Raw genomic sequence first — 16,481 nt, 5'->3', positions numbered from 1 at the left:
CCCTCTCCCCTCCCAGCCACACCTTTCACCAACCCAAGGATCCGTCTCCCATGCGCACCAAACTGGTTCTCCCTTTCGCCCTGCTGGCTGCCCTCTCCGTCACCGCCACCGCGTGCCAGTCCTCATCCGGTGACAGCGCCGCCGACTCAGCCTCAGGGAACGCCCCGTCCTCCGCGTCGGGAGCCGCGGACTACAACCCGACGTCGTACGACAAGCTCAAGGACGGCGGCACCTACACGACGGCGGGGACGTTCGACGACCAGGGCAACCCGTTCAACGTCAATTCCACGCTGACGGCGTCCCGGGTGTGGAGCTGGTACAACGCGAACGCGATCACGTTCTCGCCGACCGGTGAGGTCCGGTACAACCCGGACTACTTCAGCGAGGTGAAGGTGTCCGCCAAGGGCGGCGACCAGAAGGTCATCCTGACGATCAACAAGAAGGCCGCGTTCAACGACGGCACACCGATCGACTGGACGGCGATCAAGGCCACGTGGAAGGCCAACAACGGTTCCGACAAGGCGTACGCGGCCTCGACCACGGAGGGCTACGACCAGATCACCAGCGTCACACGGGGCAAGGACGACAAGCAGGCCGTCATCACCTTCAAGGGCGTCTACGCCTCCTGGCCGACCCTGTTCTCCACGTTCCTGCACCCGAAGGCGGCGAAGGCCGACAACTTCAACAAGGCGTACGTGAAGAAGGCGCACCCCGAGTGGGGAGCGGGCCCCTACACGGTCGGCAAATGGGACACGCACTCGGGCAACATCACCTTCGTCCGCAACGCGAAGTGGTGGGGCAAGAAGGGCAGGCTCGACAAGCGCGTCTATGTGAACCTGGAGTCGACCGCGGCGATCAACGCCTTCAAGAACGGCCAGCTCGACTACGTGTCGGCGGTCGACGCTGAGAGCCTGAAGCAGGTGAAGGGGCTGAAGGGCACCGAGATCCGCAGCGGCGGCAGCCCGTTCGAGTACTCGCTCCGCTTCAACACCAAGTCGTCCGTCCTCGGGGACAAGGCCGTGCGCAAGGCCATCCAGGAGAGCATCGACCGCGGCCAGATCGCGAAGATCCAGTTCCAGGGCCTGGACTACAAGGAACCGCTGCCCGGCTCGGCCTTGTTCTACAGCTTCCAGAAGGGCTACGAGGACAACGTCGCGGCCGTCCTGAAGTACAGCCCCGACCAGGCGAAGAAGGACCTCGACGCGGCGGGCTGGAAGCCCGGGAGCGACGGCATCCGGGAGAAGGGCGGCAAGCGCCTCGAGATCGGCTACACGCTGGTGGGCGACGATCCGCTGGGCAAGGCCACCGCCGGTGCCCTCGCCGCGATGCTGAAGCCGGTCGGTGTGCGCCTCACCATCAAGAAGGCCGCCGACGCGGACTTCGCCAGCGTCCTCAACGAGCGGAAGTTCGACCTGCTCATCTCGGGCAACCGCTCCATGGACCCCTTCGGCGCCCGCGCCCTGTGCGAGTTCTACTGCTCGGACCGTGACTCCAACCTCACCGGCGCCGGGTCCCCGGCCCTGGACAAGGAGATCCGCGCCACGGCCGACATCTCCGACCTCGACGAACAGGCCACGGCGGCGAACAAGGTCGAGCGGAAGGCCCTCCAGAACTACGCCCTGCTCCCGCTGTACAGCGGCCCGTCCACGTACAGCGTCAAGAAGGGCCTGGCCAACGTGGGCGCGACCATCTTCCACAGCCCGCTGCCGGAGACGGTGGGCTGGGAGAAGTAGCCCTCCGGGTTCAGCTGGCCTCCGTACAGGCCTCCCCGGTGCGCCGCCACCGGACGGCTCGGTCCAGCGCGGCTGCCGGTTCCAGGGCCTGGAGGACCGCTTCAACGGCGTGGTGGGCGGGCCAGGGCCCGGTTGTCAGTGGCGGCGGCGACAATCCCCGTATGACCTCACCCCAGCGCCTCAACGACCTGCTGTCCGACTTGGGACTTGAGGAAGCGGCCACGTTCACGGCCGTGCGCGGAGCCGACGAGGACGCCGTGATCCGGCTCTTCGGCGGCGACCCCGCACAGGCCCGCGCCATGTCCCTGGAGGACCTGCGCGAACACGACGCCGAGGGCCTGATCCTGGTCTCCGGGGCTGGCGGCTGTCGAGCGCGCGACCGGCGCGCGGTTCGACGACGCCTGGGTACGCGGCCCGCACCGCGCCGTGGCGATGACCCCAGTACCGGAGTATCTGCTGGGGCAGGGGCTCGTCCACTCGCCCCTGCTCAACCGGGAGCCCTTCATCAGCTACCTCGCGGGCCTGGGGCCCGCCCAGCTGGGACGGATGCGCCGCCACGGCCGCGGCGCACACACCGGTCCTCTCCGCGAGCCGCCGAGGTGAGGTCAGTCGCAGAACGCCTTGTCCAGGAGTGCCTCGACGGCGTCGTCCGGGTCGCCGCGGAAGTCGGGCGTGAGCGCGACCGTGGCCTGACGGCGCCCGTCCTGCGTGGAGAACGACCAGGCCTGGTACGCCAGGGCATCACCGTCGTTGCCGTACACACGAACCCCGCACGCGGTCTCCTGCCATCGCAGCCCGAGACCGTACTTCCTGTTCTTGACACCTGGTGTCTTCATCTCGTCGAGCAGATGACCCGGCAGGAGGCGGCCGCCGAGCAGCGCGGCCAGGAAACGGTTGAGGTCACTCGTCGTGGAGATCATCTCGCCTCCCGCGCCAAAGAGCGACGGATTCATCACGGTGAGGTCGACGAGGGACTCTCCGGTGGCCTGCCGTATCGGCACATAGCCGTGTGGGTGCGGTCCTCGGATGCGCGGGTCCGTCCCCGGCACCGAGGTGCCGCGCAACCGCAGCGGCCGGATGATCCGGCGTTCGATCTCCGCGCCGTACGGGCGGCCGGTCACCTTCTCGATGATCTGGCCGAGCACGAGGTAGCCGGTGTTGGAGTACGCGTAGTCGGAGCCCGGGGGGTCGAACGTCGGCGGGTTGGTCACCGCGCGCCGCACCAGCTCGGTGGTGGACCAGGTCCGCAGCCGGTTGTCCAGGAACTCCGGGGCGGGCGGCATCGGCAGCGTGCGTCGGTAGTCCGGCACGCCACTCGTGTGGTTGAGCAGCTGCCGTACGGTGATTTCGTGCCCGTTGGGCACCACGCCGGGCAGCCACGCTTCGACCTTGTCGTCCAACCGTAAGCGGTCCTTGGCCACGAGTTGCAGGACGACGGTCGCCAGGAACGTCTTCGTGATGCTGCCCATCCGGAAGCGGCCGTGCGCCGGTACCGGCCGTGTCGTGCCCAGCTCGGTGACCCCGCTGGTGCCGCGCCACGCGCCGTCTTCGTCACGTACCTCCATGAGCGCGCCCACGGCGCTCTTGGCGGTGATCCCGTCCAGCCCTCTTTGCAGCCCGGCGCGATCCGCTGCCTTCGGCGTGGCAGCGGCGCCGGTGGGCGCCGCGAGTACCGCCAGCGCGGTCGTCACCGTCGCCAGCACCCGATGTACGCGCTTCATTCCGGCCTCCCCGTGAGCAGTGCTGTGGACTCGCATCCGTCCTCCGTCGCAGGGGCCGCGGTGTGATCCGGGGACTTGGGGCGTGGACCAGGTGAGTCCGGCCGGGCGGTGCCAGAGGTGCGCCGCAGGTAGCCGGCCGCGGCGAGTGCGAGCAGCGATACGCCGGCCAGGGCACCGAGGGTGGAGAGGTCGGGGTGGGCAACGGATTGTCCGCGCCGTGCCTGCCAGGTGAGTACCGCGAACACTCCCGCGTACCAGAACGCGCTCAGAGCGATGACCCGGGTCCTGGTGCCGCTGTCGAAGGGGCGGCCCCGGCGGATCTCGGAGAGCCGGATGACGGCGAAGACGAGCAGCAGTACGTGTACGGCGTGCAGGCCCACGAAGTGAGGGACCCTCAGGTCTCCGCCGGTCAGGCTCCAGTGGGTGAGCGGCATGCCCCGCCCGTCCGGGTCGCCGATCCCGTGGCCGCCGCTGAGCGGGACGGGGGCGCCGTCGGCGTCGGCGACGGTGCGCGGCTCCCCGATGCCGCTGAGCCAGGCCGCGACGGCCATGCTGGCAACCGCCAGGGCGAGCCCGGTCGTCAGGGCGACCTTGAGGGCCCGGTCGTCGGTGGGCTGGGTCAGGATCAGTATCGCGACGATGAGCGTGGTGGCCAGGAGCGGCATGACGCCGATCCCGAAGGCCATGTGCACGGTGTCGGCGACGTCGCTGGTGCTGTCGTTGAAGTGGCTGAACGTGCCGTGGGCGGCGGCGTAGGCCACGGCGCCGACATCGATGAGGCCCGCGACGGCGAAGGCGGTCCCCGTCCACCAGCCGACGCGTCTCGCTCTGGTCAGCCTGCTTAACAGCCAGGCGAGAGTGAGCCCGTAGACGGCGAAGCTGAAGCCGAACTTCGCCGGTTTCGTCCAGATGGACTCATCCAGGATCTGCCGGTCGTCGACCACCATGCCCACTGCCGAGAACACGGCCACAGCCAGCATGAGCGCGGCGTTCACGGTCAGCGGGCGGTGCCAGTGGCGTAACGTGCCGAGCCGGACGGTGCTGTTCTTCACGGACGCTCCGAGTGAGGGGCAGTGCACGGTGGCGGCCCTCGTCGTGTCACGACCGGTCCCGCCCGGACAGGTGAACGGCCACGCGGGCCTGCTCACACCCTCCACCAGCGGCAGCGGCCCGGTCACTGCGGTCTCCACCCCGCCCGAGCTGGGGATAACCCCACCTGGTGGCGGGGGCGGTCGGGCCGCCGTCGAGGGACAGCGTGACTTTCACACCGTGCCCTCGGCGGGGGGTGTGCGGTGGGTGAGCCCGGCCAGGAACAGGTCGGCGACCGCGTCGGCGTGCTCGATGACGGCCTGCGGGTCGAGCGGATCGCCGGGGCCGATGCGGCGGGCCAGGCCGAGCAGGCTGAAGGGGGCACTCGCGCCGTGCGCTAGGAGGAAGTGCAGCGTGCGCAGGGGCACCGGGGCGATCTGCCCTTGGTCGATCAGCTGACGCAAGGGCGCGGTGAGCGCGGAGAGCATCGGCTCGACGTGATGCTCGTACAGGTAAGCCAGCCTGGGGGTGTCCGCGACTCCTTCGATGTTGACCAGGCGGAGCACTTCGGGATGGTCGGCGTGCACGAGGACGAAACGGCGGATGATGCGCCGGGTCTGCTCCAGCGGCCCCCCGGCGGTGTCCTTCAGCTCCGGTGCCAGCTGCGCGCCGATGCCGGAGAAGGCCCAGTCGACGGTTGCGTACCAGAGCTTCTCCTTGGAGCCGAAGCGCTGGTGGAGGAGGTTGTGGCTGACTCCCAGCTCCCGGTTGAGCGCCGCGATCGAGGCCCCGTCGTAGCCCTTGTCGGCGAACATCCGCAGCGCGGCGCCGAGGATCTGCTCCAGCGTGGCGGGGGCGAGCTGCGCGGCGGGGCGCCCGCGTCTGGCGGGGCGGGTCGTCTCCGTGCTCATGGGCCCACCTTAGCATGATGTTGACAGTCATCCATTTTTAATTGATAGTCATCAACATCATTGGTGGTGCACCGGCCCACCGCCGGAGGTAGTCGGCTCCCCGTCGGAGGTAGCCAGCCCACCGTCGGAGGCAGCCGACCCACCGTCGGAGGCAGCCAGTCGGAGGACGTCATGAGACGCGAGAACCATGTGATCGGCGAGACCTCCGCCTACCGGTTCGCTCATCCACGAGCCGACCACGTACTCCTCGTCCAGCACGGCATCGGCGGCCACGGCGGGATCTACGACACCTTCGCCGCCGCCTACGCCGACCTCGGCGCCGAGGTGTGGTGCATGGACGCGCCCGGCCACGGGCAGTCCCGCATGAAGCGTCCGGCGGGCCGGTTCACCCTGCACGAGTGGGTGGCCGCGGCCATCGAGGCCGGTGAGCACATATCGGCCCGGACCGGTCTGCCGGTGTTCGTCAAGGGATCCTCACTCGGGGCGGCGGCCGCCTACTGCGCCCACGCCGCCAGCGATGTCTTCACCGGGGCGGTGCTGATGGGCTACATGATCCCGTCCGCGCCGCTGATCCCCGCCGACAACCCGTTCCGCACGCGCGCCTTCGAGCGCATGACCGAGCAGTTCGGGGATGCTCTGCAGTTCGACATCGGCCGCTTCTACGACTTCGACACCGACTACGGCTACGCCGGCGCCGACCGGCAAAAGCGCCAGGACCCGCTGAACACCTGGTCCTATGACCTGGCCTCCGTGGGATCGCTGATGCGCTACGACCCCGCCGTCCCGCTCGCGGCCAACACCAAGCCCCTGCTGTTCACCGTCGGCGAGAAGGACCCGGTCTTCACCCCCGAGATCGCCCGCTCCACCGTCGCCGCCACGGCCGGGCCGGTGGAGCTGTACGTCCACCCCGGCGGCGTCCACCAGCTGATGCTCTTCCACACCGCCGACTACGCCAGCGTGGTCAGCGCGTGGTGCCGCACGACCCTCTCCGCCCCGCCCAAGGAGGCCACGACATGACCGTCCACCCGCGCGGCGTCAACCATCTGGCCATCGCCACCCGCGACATCAAAACGCAGATCGACTTCTTCACCGACGTCCTCGGCTGCGAGCTCAAGGCCCTGTACTGGATGCACGGTGCCGAAGGCGCCTGGCACGCGTTCTTGGAACTCAACCCGCACTCCTACATCGCCTTCGTCCAGCACCCCGACAACCCGGACACGCTGACGTGGGGGCTGACCCACTCCGGCACCCCCACCGGACCGGTCGCCGCGGGCGCCATCCAGCATGTCGCCCTCGACCTGGACAGCGTCGAGGACCTCCTGCTCCTGCGGGACCGGATCCGCAGCCGCGGCATCATGGTCCTCGGCCCCGTCGACCACGGCTTCTGCCAGTCCCTCTACTTCGGCGGACCCGAAGGACTCGCCCTGGAACTCACCACCGGCGAGGCCATCGACGACCAGGCCTGGATCGACCCGGAAGTCGTAGCCCTGGCCGGCATCACACCGCACGAACTCGCCCGCTACCGCGCCCCAGCGCCCTACCAGCGGCCCGGCGAACCGGTGGCCCAGCCCGCCCTCGACCGCGGCAAACCGCATCTCAACTTCCCCGACGAGGTCTACCAGGTACTCGCCACCGCCTCCGACGTACAAGTCCGCGCGATGCTCAGCGACACCACCCCTCCCGTCCCAGCCGACGACTGACCGCCCTGTCCCGGCCGACCTCGCCGACTTCGCCGCGGTCGGTCCCCTGGATCTCCATGCTCGGCGAACCCCACGAACCCCACGAACCCCACGACCCACCACCTAGGAACACCTCATGCACGCCACCCTCATCACCCTGACCGTCCTGCTGGCCGTCCTGTTCACGCTCACCGGAACCACCAAGGCGCTGAACACCGCCACGGCCCGCAAGAACGCCACGCACCTGGGCATCAGCACGCCGCTGAGCCGACTCATCGGCATCGCCGAACTCGCCGCCGTCATCGGCCTGCTCGCCGGCATCCTGATCACGCCCCTCGCCACCGTGACCGCGGCCGCCATCTGCCTGCTCATGCTCGGCGCCGCGGGCTCTCACCTCAAGGCCCGTGACTCCGTACAGGCCGTCGCCCCCGCCGCCATCACCGCCCTCGCCGCCACCGCCCTTCTGGTCCTCACCCTCGCCACCTGACCGGATGCCGGGCTGCGCAGAGCGGGCCGCCTGCCCGCTCGCGCGGGCGAGTGACCAGGACGTCCCGCGAGATGTCGTACAACCTTTGATCTTCGTCGTGGGTCAATCCGCGTGAACCGGCCGTGAATTCCTGCCGGACGCCGAGCGTCCACCCGGCCGACCTCTTAGCGAAGGAACTATGGGAAGCCCTATGACACGAGCACGCCGCCGAGCCAGGCTCACCACGCCCCTGATCGCCATGTCCCTCCTGACGGGCGGACTCACGATCTGGTCCCTCGGGCAGGGCCAGGCCGAGGCCGCCGCCCCCGCCGCCGCGAAGGCCGCCGTCAAGGCGGGCGACGACTTCAACGGCGACGGCTACGCCGACCTCGCCGTCGGCGCCCCGGAGGCCACCGTCTCCGGCAAGAAGCAGGCCGGGTACGTGGCGGTCACCTACGGCTCCAAGAACGGCCTGTCCCCCGCGAACAAGAAGCTCATCAGCCGCTCGACCAGCGGCGTCCCCGGCTCGGCCACCACCAAGCAGCGCTTCGGCAACGACTTCTCCAAGGGCGACCTGGACAAGGACGGCTACAGCGACCTCGTCATCGGCTCGGGCAAGGCCGGTGACGGCGCGGTGATCCTGTGGGGCTCCAAGCAGGGCCTGACGGGCGCGACGAAGATCGACAAGCTGGGGAGCGCCCCGCGGATCGGTGACTTCGACGGCGACGGCACCGCCGATCTGGCCCTGCTCGGCGCTGTCGCCACCCACGGCGACGACCCCGTCGACCAGCCCGCCAACCTCTGGAAGGGCCCGATCTCCCGCGCCGGCAAGCCGACCGCCGTCCTTGACTTCATGGACAAGTCGCAGTGGTGGGGATACGGCGAGGGCTCGGACTGCTCGCCGGAGCCCGGCCTGCCGCAGAGCTGCGTCGACGGCCCCCGGTCCGTGTCGGGACCGACCTGGCCCCAGGCTGTCGGCGACATCAACGGTGACGGCCGCGACGACATGGCCACCAGCTACTACGCCGGTGACGGCGAGGCCGGCAACACCGTCATGTACGGCAGCCCCACCGGCTTCAAGCGGGGGGACCGAACCTCGGGATCGGGCGGGCAGCTCGCCGTCGGCGACATCAACGGCGACCGCTACGACGACCTCGTCATCGGCCAAGGCAGCGAGGAGAACGAGCGTGTCGTGGTGTCGTACGGCTCTAAGGACGGCCTGACGGACCACACCCAGCGCTTCGACCAGGACTTTCCCGGCATCCCCGGTGCCCAGGAGTTCGGCGACGGATTCGGCGCCGCCCTGGCCGTCGCCGACATCGACGGCGACGGCTACGCCGAGATCGCGGTCGGCGCCCCCGGCGAGAACGTCGGCAGCCTCAAGTCCGCGGGCTCGGTCGTCGTCGTCCGCGGCAGCGCCTCCGGCGTGACCGGCACCGGCTCCCAGGTGTTCCACCAGAACACGGCCGGGGTCCCCGGGGCCGCCGAGAAGGGCGACCTGTTCGGTGCCGACGTGGCCCTCGCCGACGTGAACGGCGACGGCCGCCCCGACCTCGCGGCCTCCGCCACCGGCGAGAACGCCGCCGCGGGCGCCCTGTGGTCCCTGCCCGGCACGTCCACGGGCGTCACCGCGAAGAAGTCCGTCGCGTTCGGCCCGAAGGACCTCGGCGCCCCGTACACCGCGGCGAAGTTCGGCACGCCGCTGCGCTGACCGTTCTGATCCGAGCCTGAACATCGAGGGGCGGAGGGGATGTGTTCCCCTCCGCCCCTTGACCACGGCCGTCCAGTGCCTCGCCGCAGGTTCTCCGCTCCCGAGGTCTTGACAACTCTATTGGTCTGGACCAACTTTGCGCGCAACAGTGGTGACCACCGTCGTCGCTTACGTGCTTCACCTCTCCCAGGAGGCACCCGTGGACCGTGTACGCCAGGACAGACCCGGAGTTCGCCGGAGAATCAGCGCGGCACTGGCCGTCGGTGCGGCCGCCGCGCTCGCCGTGACCGCGCTCGCCGCGCCCGCGCAGTCGGCGGACACCGAAGCGGCCGGTACCAAGGCCGCGAGCATCAAGGCGGCGGACGTCAACGTCGCCAAGAACGCCGGGTTCGAGGCGGACCTGAGCAACTGGACCTGCGCCGCGAACAGCGGCGTGGCCGTCACGTCCCCCGTGCACGGCGGCGCGAAGGCGCTCAAGGCCACCCCGTCCGGCCAGGGCACCGCCGAGTGCTCCCAGATCGTCGCGGTCAAGCCGAACTCGACGTACAAGCTGAGCAGTTGGGTGCAGGGCAGCTACGCCTACCTCGGCGCCCGCGGCACCGGCACCACCGACGTGTCGACGTGGACGCCGTCCGCCTCCTCCTGGCAGCAGCTCTCCACCAGCTTCACCACCGGCGCGAACACCACCTCGGTCACCGTGTACACACACGGCTGGTACGGGCAGAGCGCGTACTACGTGGACGACGTGAGCGTCTTCGGACCCGACGGGGGCGGCGGCCCCGACCCGGTCGAGATACCGCCCGTCCCGGCCGGCCTCGCGGCGGGCACGGCGACGCCCACGTCAGTGGACCTGTCCTGGACGCCCTCGTCCACGGCGACGGGCTACACCGTCTACCGCGACGGCACGAAGGTCGCCTCGGCCAGCGGCGCCTCCACGACCGTCACCGGCCTCACGCCGGAGACCACGTACAGCTTCCAGGTGAGCGCCTCGAACGCGGCGGGCGAGTCGGCGAAGTCGACGGCGGTGTCCGTGACGACCCCCAAGGGCGACGGCGGCGGCGACGGCACCGTGCCCCGGCACGCGGTGACCGGCTACTGGCAGAACTTCAACAACGGCGCGACCGTGCAGAAGCTGCGGGACGTGTCCTCGCAGTACGACATCATCGCCGTGTCGTTCGCCGACGCCACCACCACCCCGGGGCAGATCACCTTCAACCTGGACCCGGCCGTCGGCTACGCCTCCACCGCCGACTTCAAGGCGGACATCGCCGCGAAGAAGGCCGCGGGCAAGTCCGTGATCCTCTCGGTCGGCGGCGAGAAGGGCACCATCTCCGTCAACAGCGACGCCTCCGCGACGGCGTTCGCCAACAGCGCCTACGCGCTGATGCAGGAGTACGGGTTCAACGGCGTCGACATCGACCTGGAGAACGGCATCAACCCCACCTACATGTCGAAGGCGCTGCGCCAGCTCTCGGCGAAGGCGGGCCCCAAGATGGTCCTCACGATGGCACCGCAGACCATCGACATGCAGTCCACGTCCGGCGGGTACTTCCAGACGGCGCTGAACGTCAAGGACATCCTCACGGTCGTCAACATGCAGTACTACAACAGCGGTTCGATGCTCGGCTGTGACGGCAAGGTCTACAGCCAGGGCAGCGTAGACTTCCTGACCGCGCTCGCCTGCATCCAGCTGGAGGGCGGCCTCGACCCGTCGCAGGTCGGGATCGGCGTCCCGGCGTCGACGCGCGGCGCGGGCAGCGGTTACGTGGCCCCGTCCATCGTGAACAACGCCCTCGACTGCCTGACCCGCGGCACCGGCTGCGGTTCCTTCAAGCCGTCGAAGACGTACCCGTCGCTGCGTGGCGCCATGACGTGGTCGACGAACTGGGACGCGACGGCGGGCCACGCGTGGTCGAACGCCGTCGGCCCGAAGGTGCACGGCCTTCCGTAGCGCACGCACGCCCCGAAGGGGCGGGGCGGGCCGTGTTCGGTCCGGCCCGCCCCTCCGGGCAGCAGGCGACTGTGACCAGCACGTTGTCTCAGCTGTCTCGGCCTTGCCAGGTGGTGACGCAGGCTTCGTTCCCCTCCTGGTCGGCGAGCACCCAGAAGGCGGGGGCGCGGCTCGCGGACACGAGTCGGCCCCCGGCCGCCAGCGCGGCTTCGATCCGCCGAGGCGCCTCGTCATGCGGAACACTGACGTCGATGTGGAGGCGATTGCGCTGCGGACGTGCGCGGTCCATGTGCTGGAACCAGATGGCCGGACCCTGCCTGACCGGGTCGACGAGCGGATCCTCCGGCCCGTCGGCGCCCGCCTCATCGGCGTAGCCCAGCACCGCCTTCCAGAACGGCCGAATCGCGGAGATGTCCAGGGCGTCGATGGCGATCTCCACCACCTGGACCGCCCGCGGCGCCTCCGCTCCGAGCCCGGGCTCCGGGAGGAAACCGGACTCACCAACGGAGGCAGAGATCCGACGCGCGAGTTCGATGTCCCGGGTAGTAACCGCCGCGTGATCCAGCGACTGCAGAGTGAAGACCGCCAGACCGGGGCGGACATCCACCTGGAGATGGAGGTCGGCATCGTCGCCACACATGGCGACAGCGTCCGCTGCCACGCTGATCGCTTGAGCCAAGGTCCCCACCAGAACCGACGTCTGCAAGGCGCCCAGCACGTAGCGCCACCCGTGATCCTGAACCGCCTCCGACGCTTCCTGCCGACTCACTATCCGCTCCATGACCGCATCCTCGCAGCCCCACCGCCAGCCCCGCCTGCCGGTACCTTCGACCCACGTCCCAGCTGAGCGCGGCGACCCATAAGAGGACGACCTGATACTGGCGGCCACCGAACGCGTGCGCCCGCACGGGGTCTTGGCCCTTGTGCAGATCGTGGCGATAACCACCGTTGAGTCAGGCTGCCTCAGCACTCCGCAGTCGGCGCCGTTTGACGAGAAGGAAGCCGCCTGCCCCCGCTGCCGCCACACCGGCGGCCCCGCCACCGATGATCAGGGCCTGCCTGCTCCCCTCGTCGTTCCCTGAAGGGGATGTGGCGGCAGCCTGCTGCCGGTCGCGACAGGCCTTGGGGGACATGTCCCCGTCGGGTTCGACCCTCAGGCGCCCCCACACCTCACCCGGTTCCAGCATCGGGCTGTGCAGGTACACGGGGTAGACCCCGGGTTTGATGTCACAGCGGATGGTCGCCGTCGCCTCCAGGACGGCTTTGTCTCCCCGAAGCGTGACGGGGTGAGTGAACGCCGGGGAAGAGGCCTTTGTCTTCCCGTCCACGGCCTCGCCGTCCGAGGCGGAGGGCGTGACGTGGCCCCCGCGGTGGACGGAGCGAATGTCCTTGGCGGACTGCGGCCAAGGGGCGTCCGAGATGTCGTCAGCCGCGGCCACCGGGGCGGCGGTCAGGGCGCAGCCAAGGGCGGCGAGCCCTGCTGCGGCTCGGGCGAGCGATATCGGGCGACCCATCGTTCTTCGTTCTTCCACTTCTTCATCGGATGTCCTGCCAGACCGTCAGATGCGGTATGCCCACATGTGGTTGTCTGTGCGGGCCTTACGTTTGGTACATCCACCTTTACGTGCGTCCTGGGGCGCGCGACAGAGGGTGTTTTGTAACTAAGTACACTAGATCAGAAAGATATCGTGCTTCGTTTCCGATGGCCTCAGGCCTTGGCAGTCGGCGTCTGTCTCGGCGTCCTGACCACTGCTGGCACCGCGGCGACCGCCGCCCCTTCACGCAGCCCGAACGGCCCTATATCCGGCTCCTCTTCACCTACTCCGACCACATCCCCTCCCCCGTCCCCTTCGATGTCCCCGTCACCCTCGGCTTCTTCCGGCACCACGCCGGAGCACTCCGCTGGTCCTGCCGTTGAGGTCGAGCGGAAGGACGGCAACGAAGACGACAGCGGGCACGAGGCCAAGCGCGAGGAGGCGTACTGGACGGCGGAGCGCATGGCCTCCGCCGTCGCCGCGGATGCGGATCGCGGCACCGCTCCTGTCGGCGAGTCCGCCGAGACCAGGGCCAAGGCCCCGGCCGGAAAGTACTCGTTGGCCGCCCCGGCAAGGCGTCAGGGCACATACTTTGGCGGGACACCGACCGTCGGAACGTTCTTCAGCAGCCAGGACGCCGTCGGAAGCAAGGGCGGGGACACCTACTGCACCGCGAGCGTGGTGCACAGCAAGACACGTGACCTCATCCTCACGGCCGGACACTGCTCCTTCAGCCTGGGCAAGACACACCAGGTCTTCGTGCCGAAGTACCAGCGCGGCCAGGGCGGTGCCCGGCAGGAATTCGGCATCTTCCCGGTCAAGAAGGCGTTCAAGGACCCGCGGTACGTGAGGAACACCAAGGGGAGCGTGTCAGATCTGGACTTCGGCTTCGCCCGCGTCGGCCCCAACAGCAAGGGGCAGAAGCTCGAGGACGCCACCGGCGCCGCCCTCAAGCTCACCCCGACCGGCGGCTACGAGCACAAGAACGTCACGGTCATCGGCTACCCCGCCAGCCAGGCAGCGGGCAACGACGACCAGAAGCCGTTGAGGTGCACCGCGAACACGACCCGCCTGCCACGCTTCCGGCAGATGGAGTTCGTCTGCGGCGGCTACTACGGAGGCGTCTCGGGCGGGCCATGGATCACCGACTTCAACCCCGAGACCGGCACCGGCACCATCATCGGGAACACGGGCGGCTACAACGGCGGCGGCAACGACCAGAACGTCGACTGGCTCATCTACTCACCGGTCCACGGCCGTGAGCTGCGGGCCCTGTACGACGATGCCATGGCCGGTCGCAAGCCCAGCAGGCCCGGAAAATACAGTCCGGCCAACGACAGCCCCGGCCTGCCTGGCAACGCCGGCACCTGGACCCACGCCAAGCTGCTGGCCTCCGGCCACCACACCGGCCGCGGCAGCGGCGACGACCTGACCGTGGTGTGGACCGACGGTGAAGTCACCCTCTACAAGAACAACAAGGGTCGCTTCGAGGAAAGTCGGCTGAAGGCCAAGAACGGCACCTGGACCCACGCCCGCAGCATCACTTCCGGGGACTTCGCCGACCGAGCCGAGCCGGACCTGATGGTGCTTTGGACCGATGGCGAGGTCACCCTCTACCCGGACGTGCGCACCAACGGCCTCAGCGGCGGGACCGAGATCCAGATGGCGCCGCCCAAGTCCACCTGGCAATACGCCCGGCAGCTCACCGCGGGCCGGTTCAAGGCCACGAAGTACATCACCGACCTCACCGTGCGCTGGAAGGACGGCGAGACCAGCCTGTACACCAGCACCGGCCCCAAGGGCTTCGGCAACGAGCACACCCTGGTGAAGAAGCGGGAACCCAACTGGTGGCACTACCCCCGTCAGATCACCAGCGGCCAGTACGCCGACACCGGCGGCTGGGACCTGATGGTGCGCTGGAAGGACGGTGAGCTCGACAGCTACACCCACACCTCCCCGGCCGGACTCGGTAGCGAGGCCCGCTTCTGGGGCAGGAACGGCACCTGGACCTACGCCCGGGCCATGACCACGGGTGACTACACCGGCAACGGCCGCACCGACGATGTCATCGTCCGCTGGGCCGACGGTGAGACCACTCTCTACACCGGCACCCGCCCCAGCCGCATCGGCACCGAACAACGCCTCGTCTCCCCCCACTCCCTCGGATAGCGGAATCAAGGGCATAGCCACGGCGGCATCCGCGCGCGGTACCCCACCGGGGTGCCGCGCGCACCTTCAGCCCGAGCCCGCACACACGCCTCGGCGGCGGGAAGCAGCGCCCGGCACGCGCCGCAGCACTCACTACCGCTCGCCAGCCGGAACCACACCTCGCTCGGATGACGATGGCGCAACAAGCACAGGGACCTTACCGGGACCGAACTGGTTGGGCGGTCGGTGCGGTGAGTTCTTTGGTCATGAAGACGCGGCTGGTGCCCGCCGGGTCGCAAGGCACCTCTCCCAGACGCATCCACCCTTGCTTCTGGTAGAAGCCGGGAGCCTGGAAAGTGATCGTGTAGAGCACCGCGGTGCGGCAGCCACGGGCGTGCGCCTCGTTCTCTGCCTGCTGAAGGATCTCTGTTCCCAGCCCGCTGCCGCGCAGCCGGGGCGGCAGGTAGAAGAGGTCGAGGAAGAACAGCCCCAGCGAGGTGCGCCCGGTCAGTCCGCCGATCACCAGGCGTGTCTCGGGATCACGAACCAGGACGGCGAGCGGTCTGCGGTCCGCGATTCCCGTGTGCTCGATGTTGAAGCGGTCCAGAGCCTCGGAGATCACCGCGATGTCCGCCGGTACGGGGGCGTCGGTGACCACGAGGCCCGTCCGGGAGTCGGGATGGGGGGAGGCGGCGAGAGTCGTGTCGGACGCGGTCATGGTTGCTCCGGTGCGTAGGCGGAAGCGGCACGGCCTCACGGGCGGGTACGGGTGCGGGTGCGGGTGCGGGGCCCACAATCGTGCGCACGTTGCCCACGCTATGACGGAGACGCTTCGATGAACGTCGAAGGGACGTCCGCGACAATGAGCAACGTGGACATTCGGCGTGCGGGTCAAGATGTGGGTGTGGACCTGGCGGGCGTGGCCAGGCTGTTGGCCGACGGCACCCGGGCCGCCTTCTGCCTCGCGCTGCTCGACGGCCGGGCATGGACGGCGACCGAGCTCGCCCGTTACGCCAGGGTCGCACCGTCCACCGCGACTTCACACCTGAACCTGCTCGTCAGCGGCGGACTCCTCGTCGAGGAGCGGCACGGACGCCATCGCTACGTACGGGTGGCCGACCGCAGGGTGGTCGAACTGATCGAGTCTTGCCGCGCTGACCCCGCAGCACAGCACCCGACCACGTTCGCTGGCGGCCTCCGGCCGACAGCAGGCCCTGGCCCGTGCCCGGCTGTGCTACGACCACCTGGCTGGAGCCGTCGCGCTGGCCATCACCGACGCGATGGTCGAGCGCGGACTGCTGGAGTGGGGGCCCGAGCCGGGTCTGACCGGCAAGGGCACCCTCTGGCTGGCCGCGACCGGCATCACGGTACCGGCCGGATCCCGCCGCCCGCCGGTGCGCGCATGCCTTGACTGGACCGAGCGCCGTCCCCATCTGGCCGGCGCCGTGGGCGCCGCCCTGTGCGCCCACGCACTCGCCACCGGATGGATGACGCGCATCGGCACCAGCCACGCCCTCCTCGCGACGCCCGTCGGCCGCCGGGCATGGCATGACCACCTCGGCCTGCCTCCGGCTGAACTCTGATGCCGCGACGGTCG

14 protein-coding genes and 1 pseudogene are annotated in these 16,481 nt (G+C 69.4%); 9 read left to right on the top strand and 6 right to left on the bottom strand.

The features are described from left to right. Positions 1-50: 50 nt before the first annotated feature. Entirely contained in the window at positions 51-1,733 is a 1,683-nt protein-coding gene (locus tag AC07A4_RS18135) for an ABC transporter family substrate-binding protein (RefSeq protein WP_478599420.1), read from the top strand. A gap of 167 nt (positions 1,734-1,900) precedes the next feature. Here AC07A4_RS18135 and AC07A4_RS18130 read toward each other — a convergent pair whose 3' ends face one another. Beyond that, complete coding sequence (locus AC07A4_RS18130) at positions 1,901-2,059, bottom strand: hypothetical protein (protein ID WP_478599417.1); 159 nt, start codon at positions 2,057-2,059, stop codon at positions 1,901-1,903. A 106-nt stretch (positions 2,060-2,165) separates the two neighbouring features. On the opposite strand from AC07A4_RS18130, the gene AC07A4_RS18125 reads away from it, so the two are divergent. After that, positions 2,166-2,336 carry a hypothetical protein gene (locus tag AC07A4_RS18125; protein ID WP_478599414.1) on the top strand — a complete coding sequence of 57 codons (171 nt, stop codon included), beginning with the start codon at positions 2,166-2,168 and terminating at the stop codon, positions 2,334-2,336. Positions 2,337-2,338: 2 nt separating this feature from the next. On the opposite strand, the gene AC07A4_RS18120 is transcribed toward AC07A4_RS18125, so the two are convergent. From AC07A4_RS18120 to AC07A4_RS18110, 3 genes are all read right to left on the bottom strand, one after another. Beyond that, positions 2,339-3,454 (bottom strand): serine hydrolase domain-containing protein, encoded by a 1,116-nt coding sequence (locus tag AC07A4_RS18120; protein WP_478599412.1) that lies wholly within the window; start codon positions 3,452-3,454, stop codon positions 2,339-2,341. Continuing rightward, complete coding sequence (locus AC07A4_RS18115) at positions 3,451-4,506, bottom strand: hypothetical protein (protein WP_478599409.1); 1,056 nt, start codon at positions 4,504-4,506, stop codon at positions 3,451-3,453. The genes AC07A4_RS18120 and AC07A4_RS18115 overlap by 4 nt, the downstream gene beginning before the upstream one ends. A 210-nt stretch (positions 4,507-4,716) precedes the next feature. Then, positions 4,717-5,394 (bottom strand): TetR/AcrR family transcriptional regulator, encoded by a 678-nt coding sequence (locus tag AC07A4_RS18110; RefSeq protein ID WP_478599406.1) that lies wholly within the window; start codon positions 5,392-5,394, stop codon positions 4,717-4,719. Positions 5,395-5,565: 171 nt separating this feature from the next. On the opposite strand from AC07A4_RS18110, the gene AC07A4_RS18105 reads away from it, so the two are divergent. From AC07A4_RS18105 to AC07A4_RS18085, 5 genes are all read left to right on the top strand, one after another. Continuing rightward, positions 5,566-6,411, top strand: a complete 846-nt coding sequence (locus AC07A4_RS18105; RefSeq protein WP_478599403.1) for an alpha/beta hydrolase — start codon at positions 5,566-5,568, stop codon at positions 6,409-6,411. Further along, the gene (locus AC07A4_RS18100) at positions 6,408-7,094 is read left to right on the top strand and encodes a VOC family protein (protein WP_478599400.1); all 687 of its coding nucleotides are present in this window, start codon (positions 6,408-6,410) and stop codon (positions 7,092-7,094) included. The genes AC07A4_RS18105 and AC07A4_RS18100 overlap by 4 nt, the downstream gene beginning before the upstream one ends. A gap of 115 nt (positions 7,095-7,209) precedes the next feature. Next, positions 7,210-7,560: a DoxX family protein gene (locus tag AC07A4_RS18095; protein WP_478599397.1), complete on the top strand. Its 351-nt coding sequence runs from the start codon at positions 7,210-7,212 to the stop codon at positions 7,558-7,560. 190 nt (positions 7,561-7,750) lie between these two features. Next, entirely contained in the window at positions 7,751-9,250 is a 1,500-nt protein-coding gene (locus AC07A4_RS18090; RefSeq protein ID WP_478599394.1) for a hypothetical protein, read from the top strand. Positions 9,251-9,449: 199 nt separating this feature from the next. After that, positions 9,450-11,201, top strand: coding sequence for a chitinase (locus AC07A4_RS18085; protein ID WP_478599391.1), 1,752 nt, complete (start codon positions 9,450-9,452; stop codon positions 11,199-11,201). Positions 11,202-11,289: 88 nt separating this feature from the next. On the opposite strand, the gene AC07A4_RS18080 is transcribed toward AC07A4_RS18085, so the two are convergent. Then, positions 11,290-11,982 carry a VOC family protein gene (locus tag AC07A4_RS18080; protein WP_478599388.1) on the bottom strand — a complete coding sequence of 231 codons (693 nt, stop codon included), beginning with the start codon at positions 11,980-11,982 and terminating at the stop codon, positions 11,290-11,292. A gap of 1,072 nt (positions 11,983-13,054) precedes the next feature. On the opposite strand from AC07A4_RS18080, the gene AC07A4_RS18075 reads away from it, so the two are divergent. Further along, positions 13,055-14,905: a trypsin-like serine peptidase gene (locus tag AC07A4_RS18075; protein ID WP_478599385.1), complete on the top strand. Its 1,851-nt coding sequence runs from the start codon at positions 13,055-13,057 to the stop codon at positions 14,903-14,905. Between the two features lie 196 nt (positions 14,906-15,101). On the opposite strand, the gene AC07A4_RS18070 is transcribed toward AC07A4_RS18075, so the two are convergent. Beyond that, positions 15,102-15,602 (bottom strand): GNAT family N-acetyltransferase, encoded by a 501-nt coding sequence (locus tag AC07A4_RS18070; RefSeq protein WP_478599382.1) that lies wholly within the window; start codon positions 15,600-15,602, stop codon positions 15,102-15,104. A 144-nt stretch (positions 15,603-15,746) separates the two neighbouring features. On the opposite strand from AC07A4_RS18070, the pseudogene AC07A4_RS18065 reads away from it, so the two are divergent. Continuing rightward, a pseudogene (locus tag AC07A4_RS18065) lies at positions 15,747-16,467 on the top strand (ArsR/SmtB family transcription factor). The last annotated feature ends 14 nt before the right edge of the window (positions 16,468-16,481 follow it).

The organism is Streptomyces sp. NPDC043996, assembly GCF_056435225.1.
The sequence above is the reverse complement of the archived record's forward strand: the minus strand, read 5'-3'. Positions and strand labels throughout refer to the sequence as shown.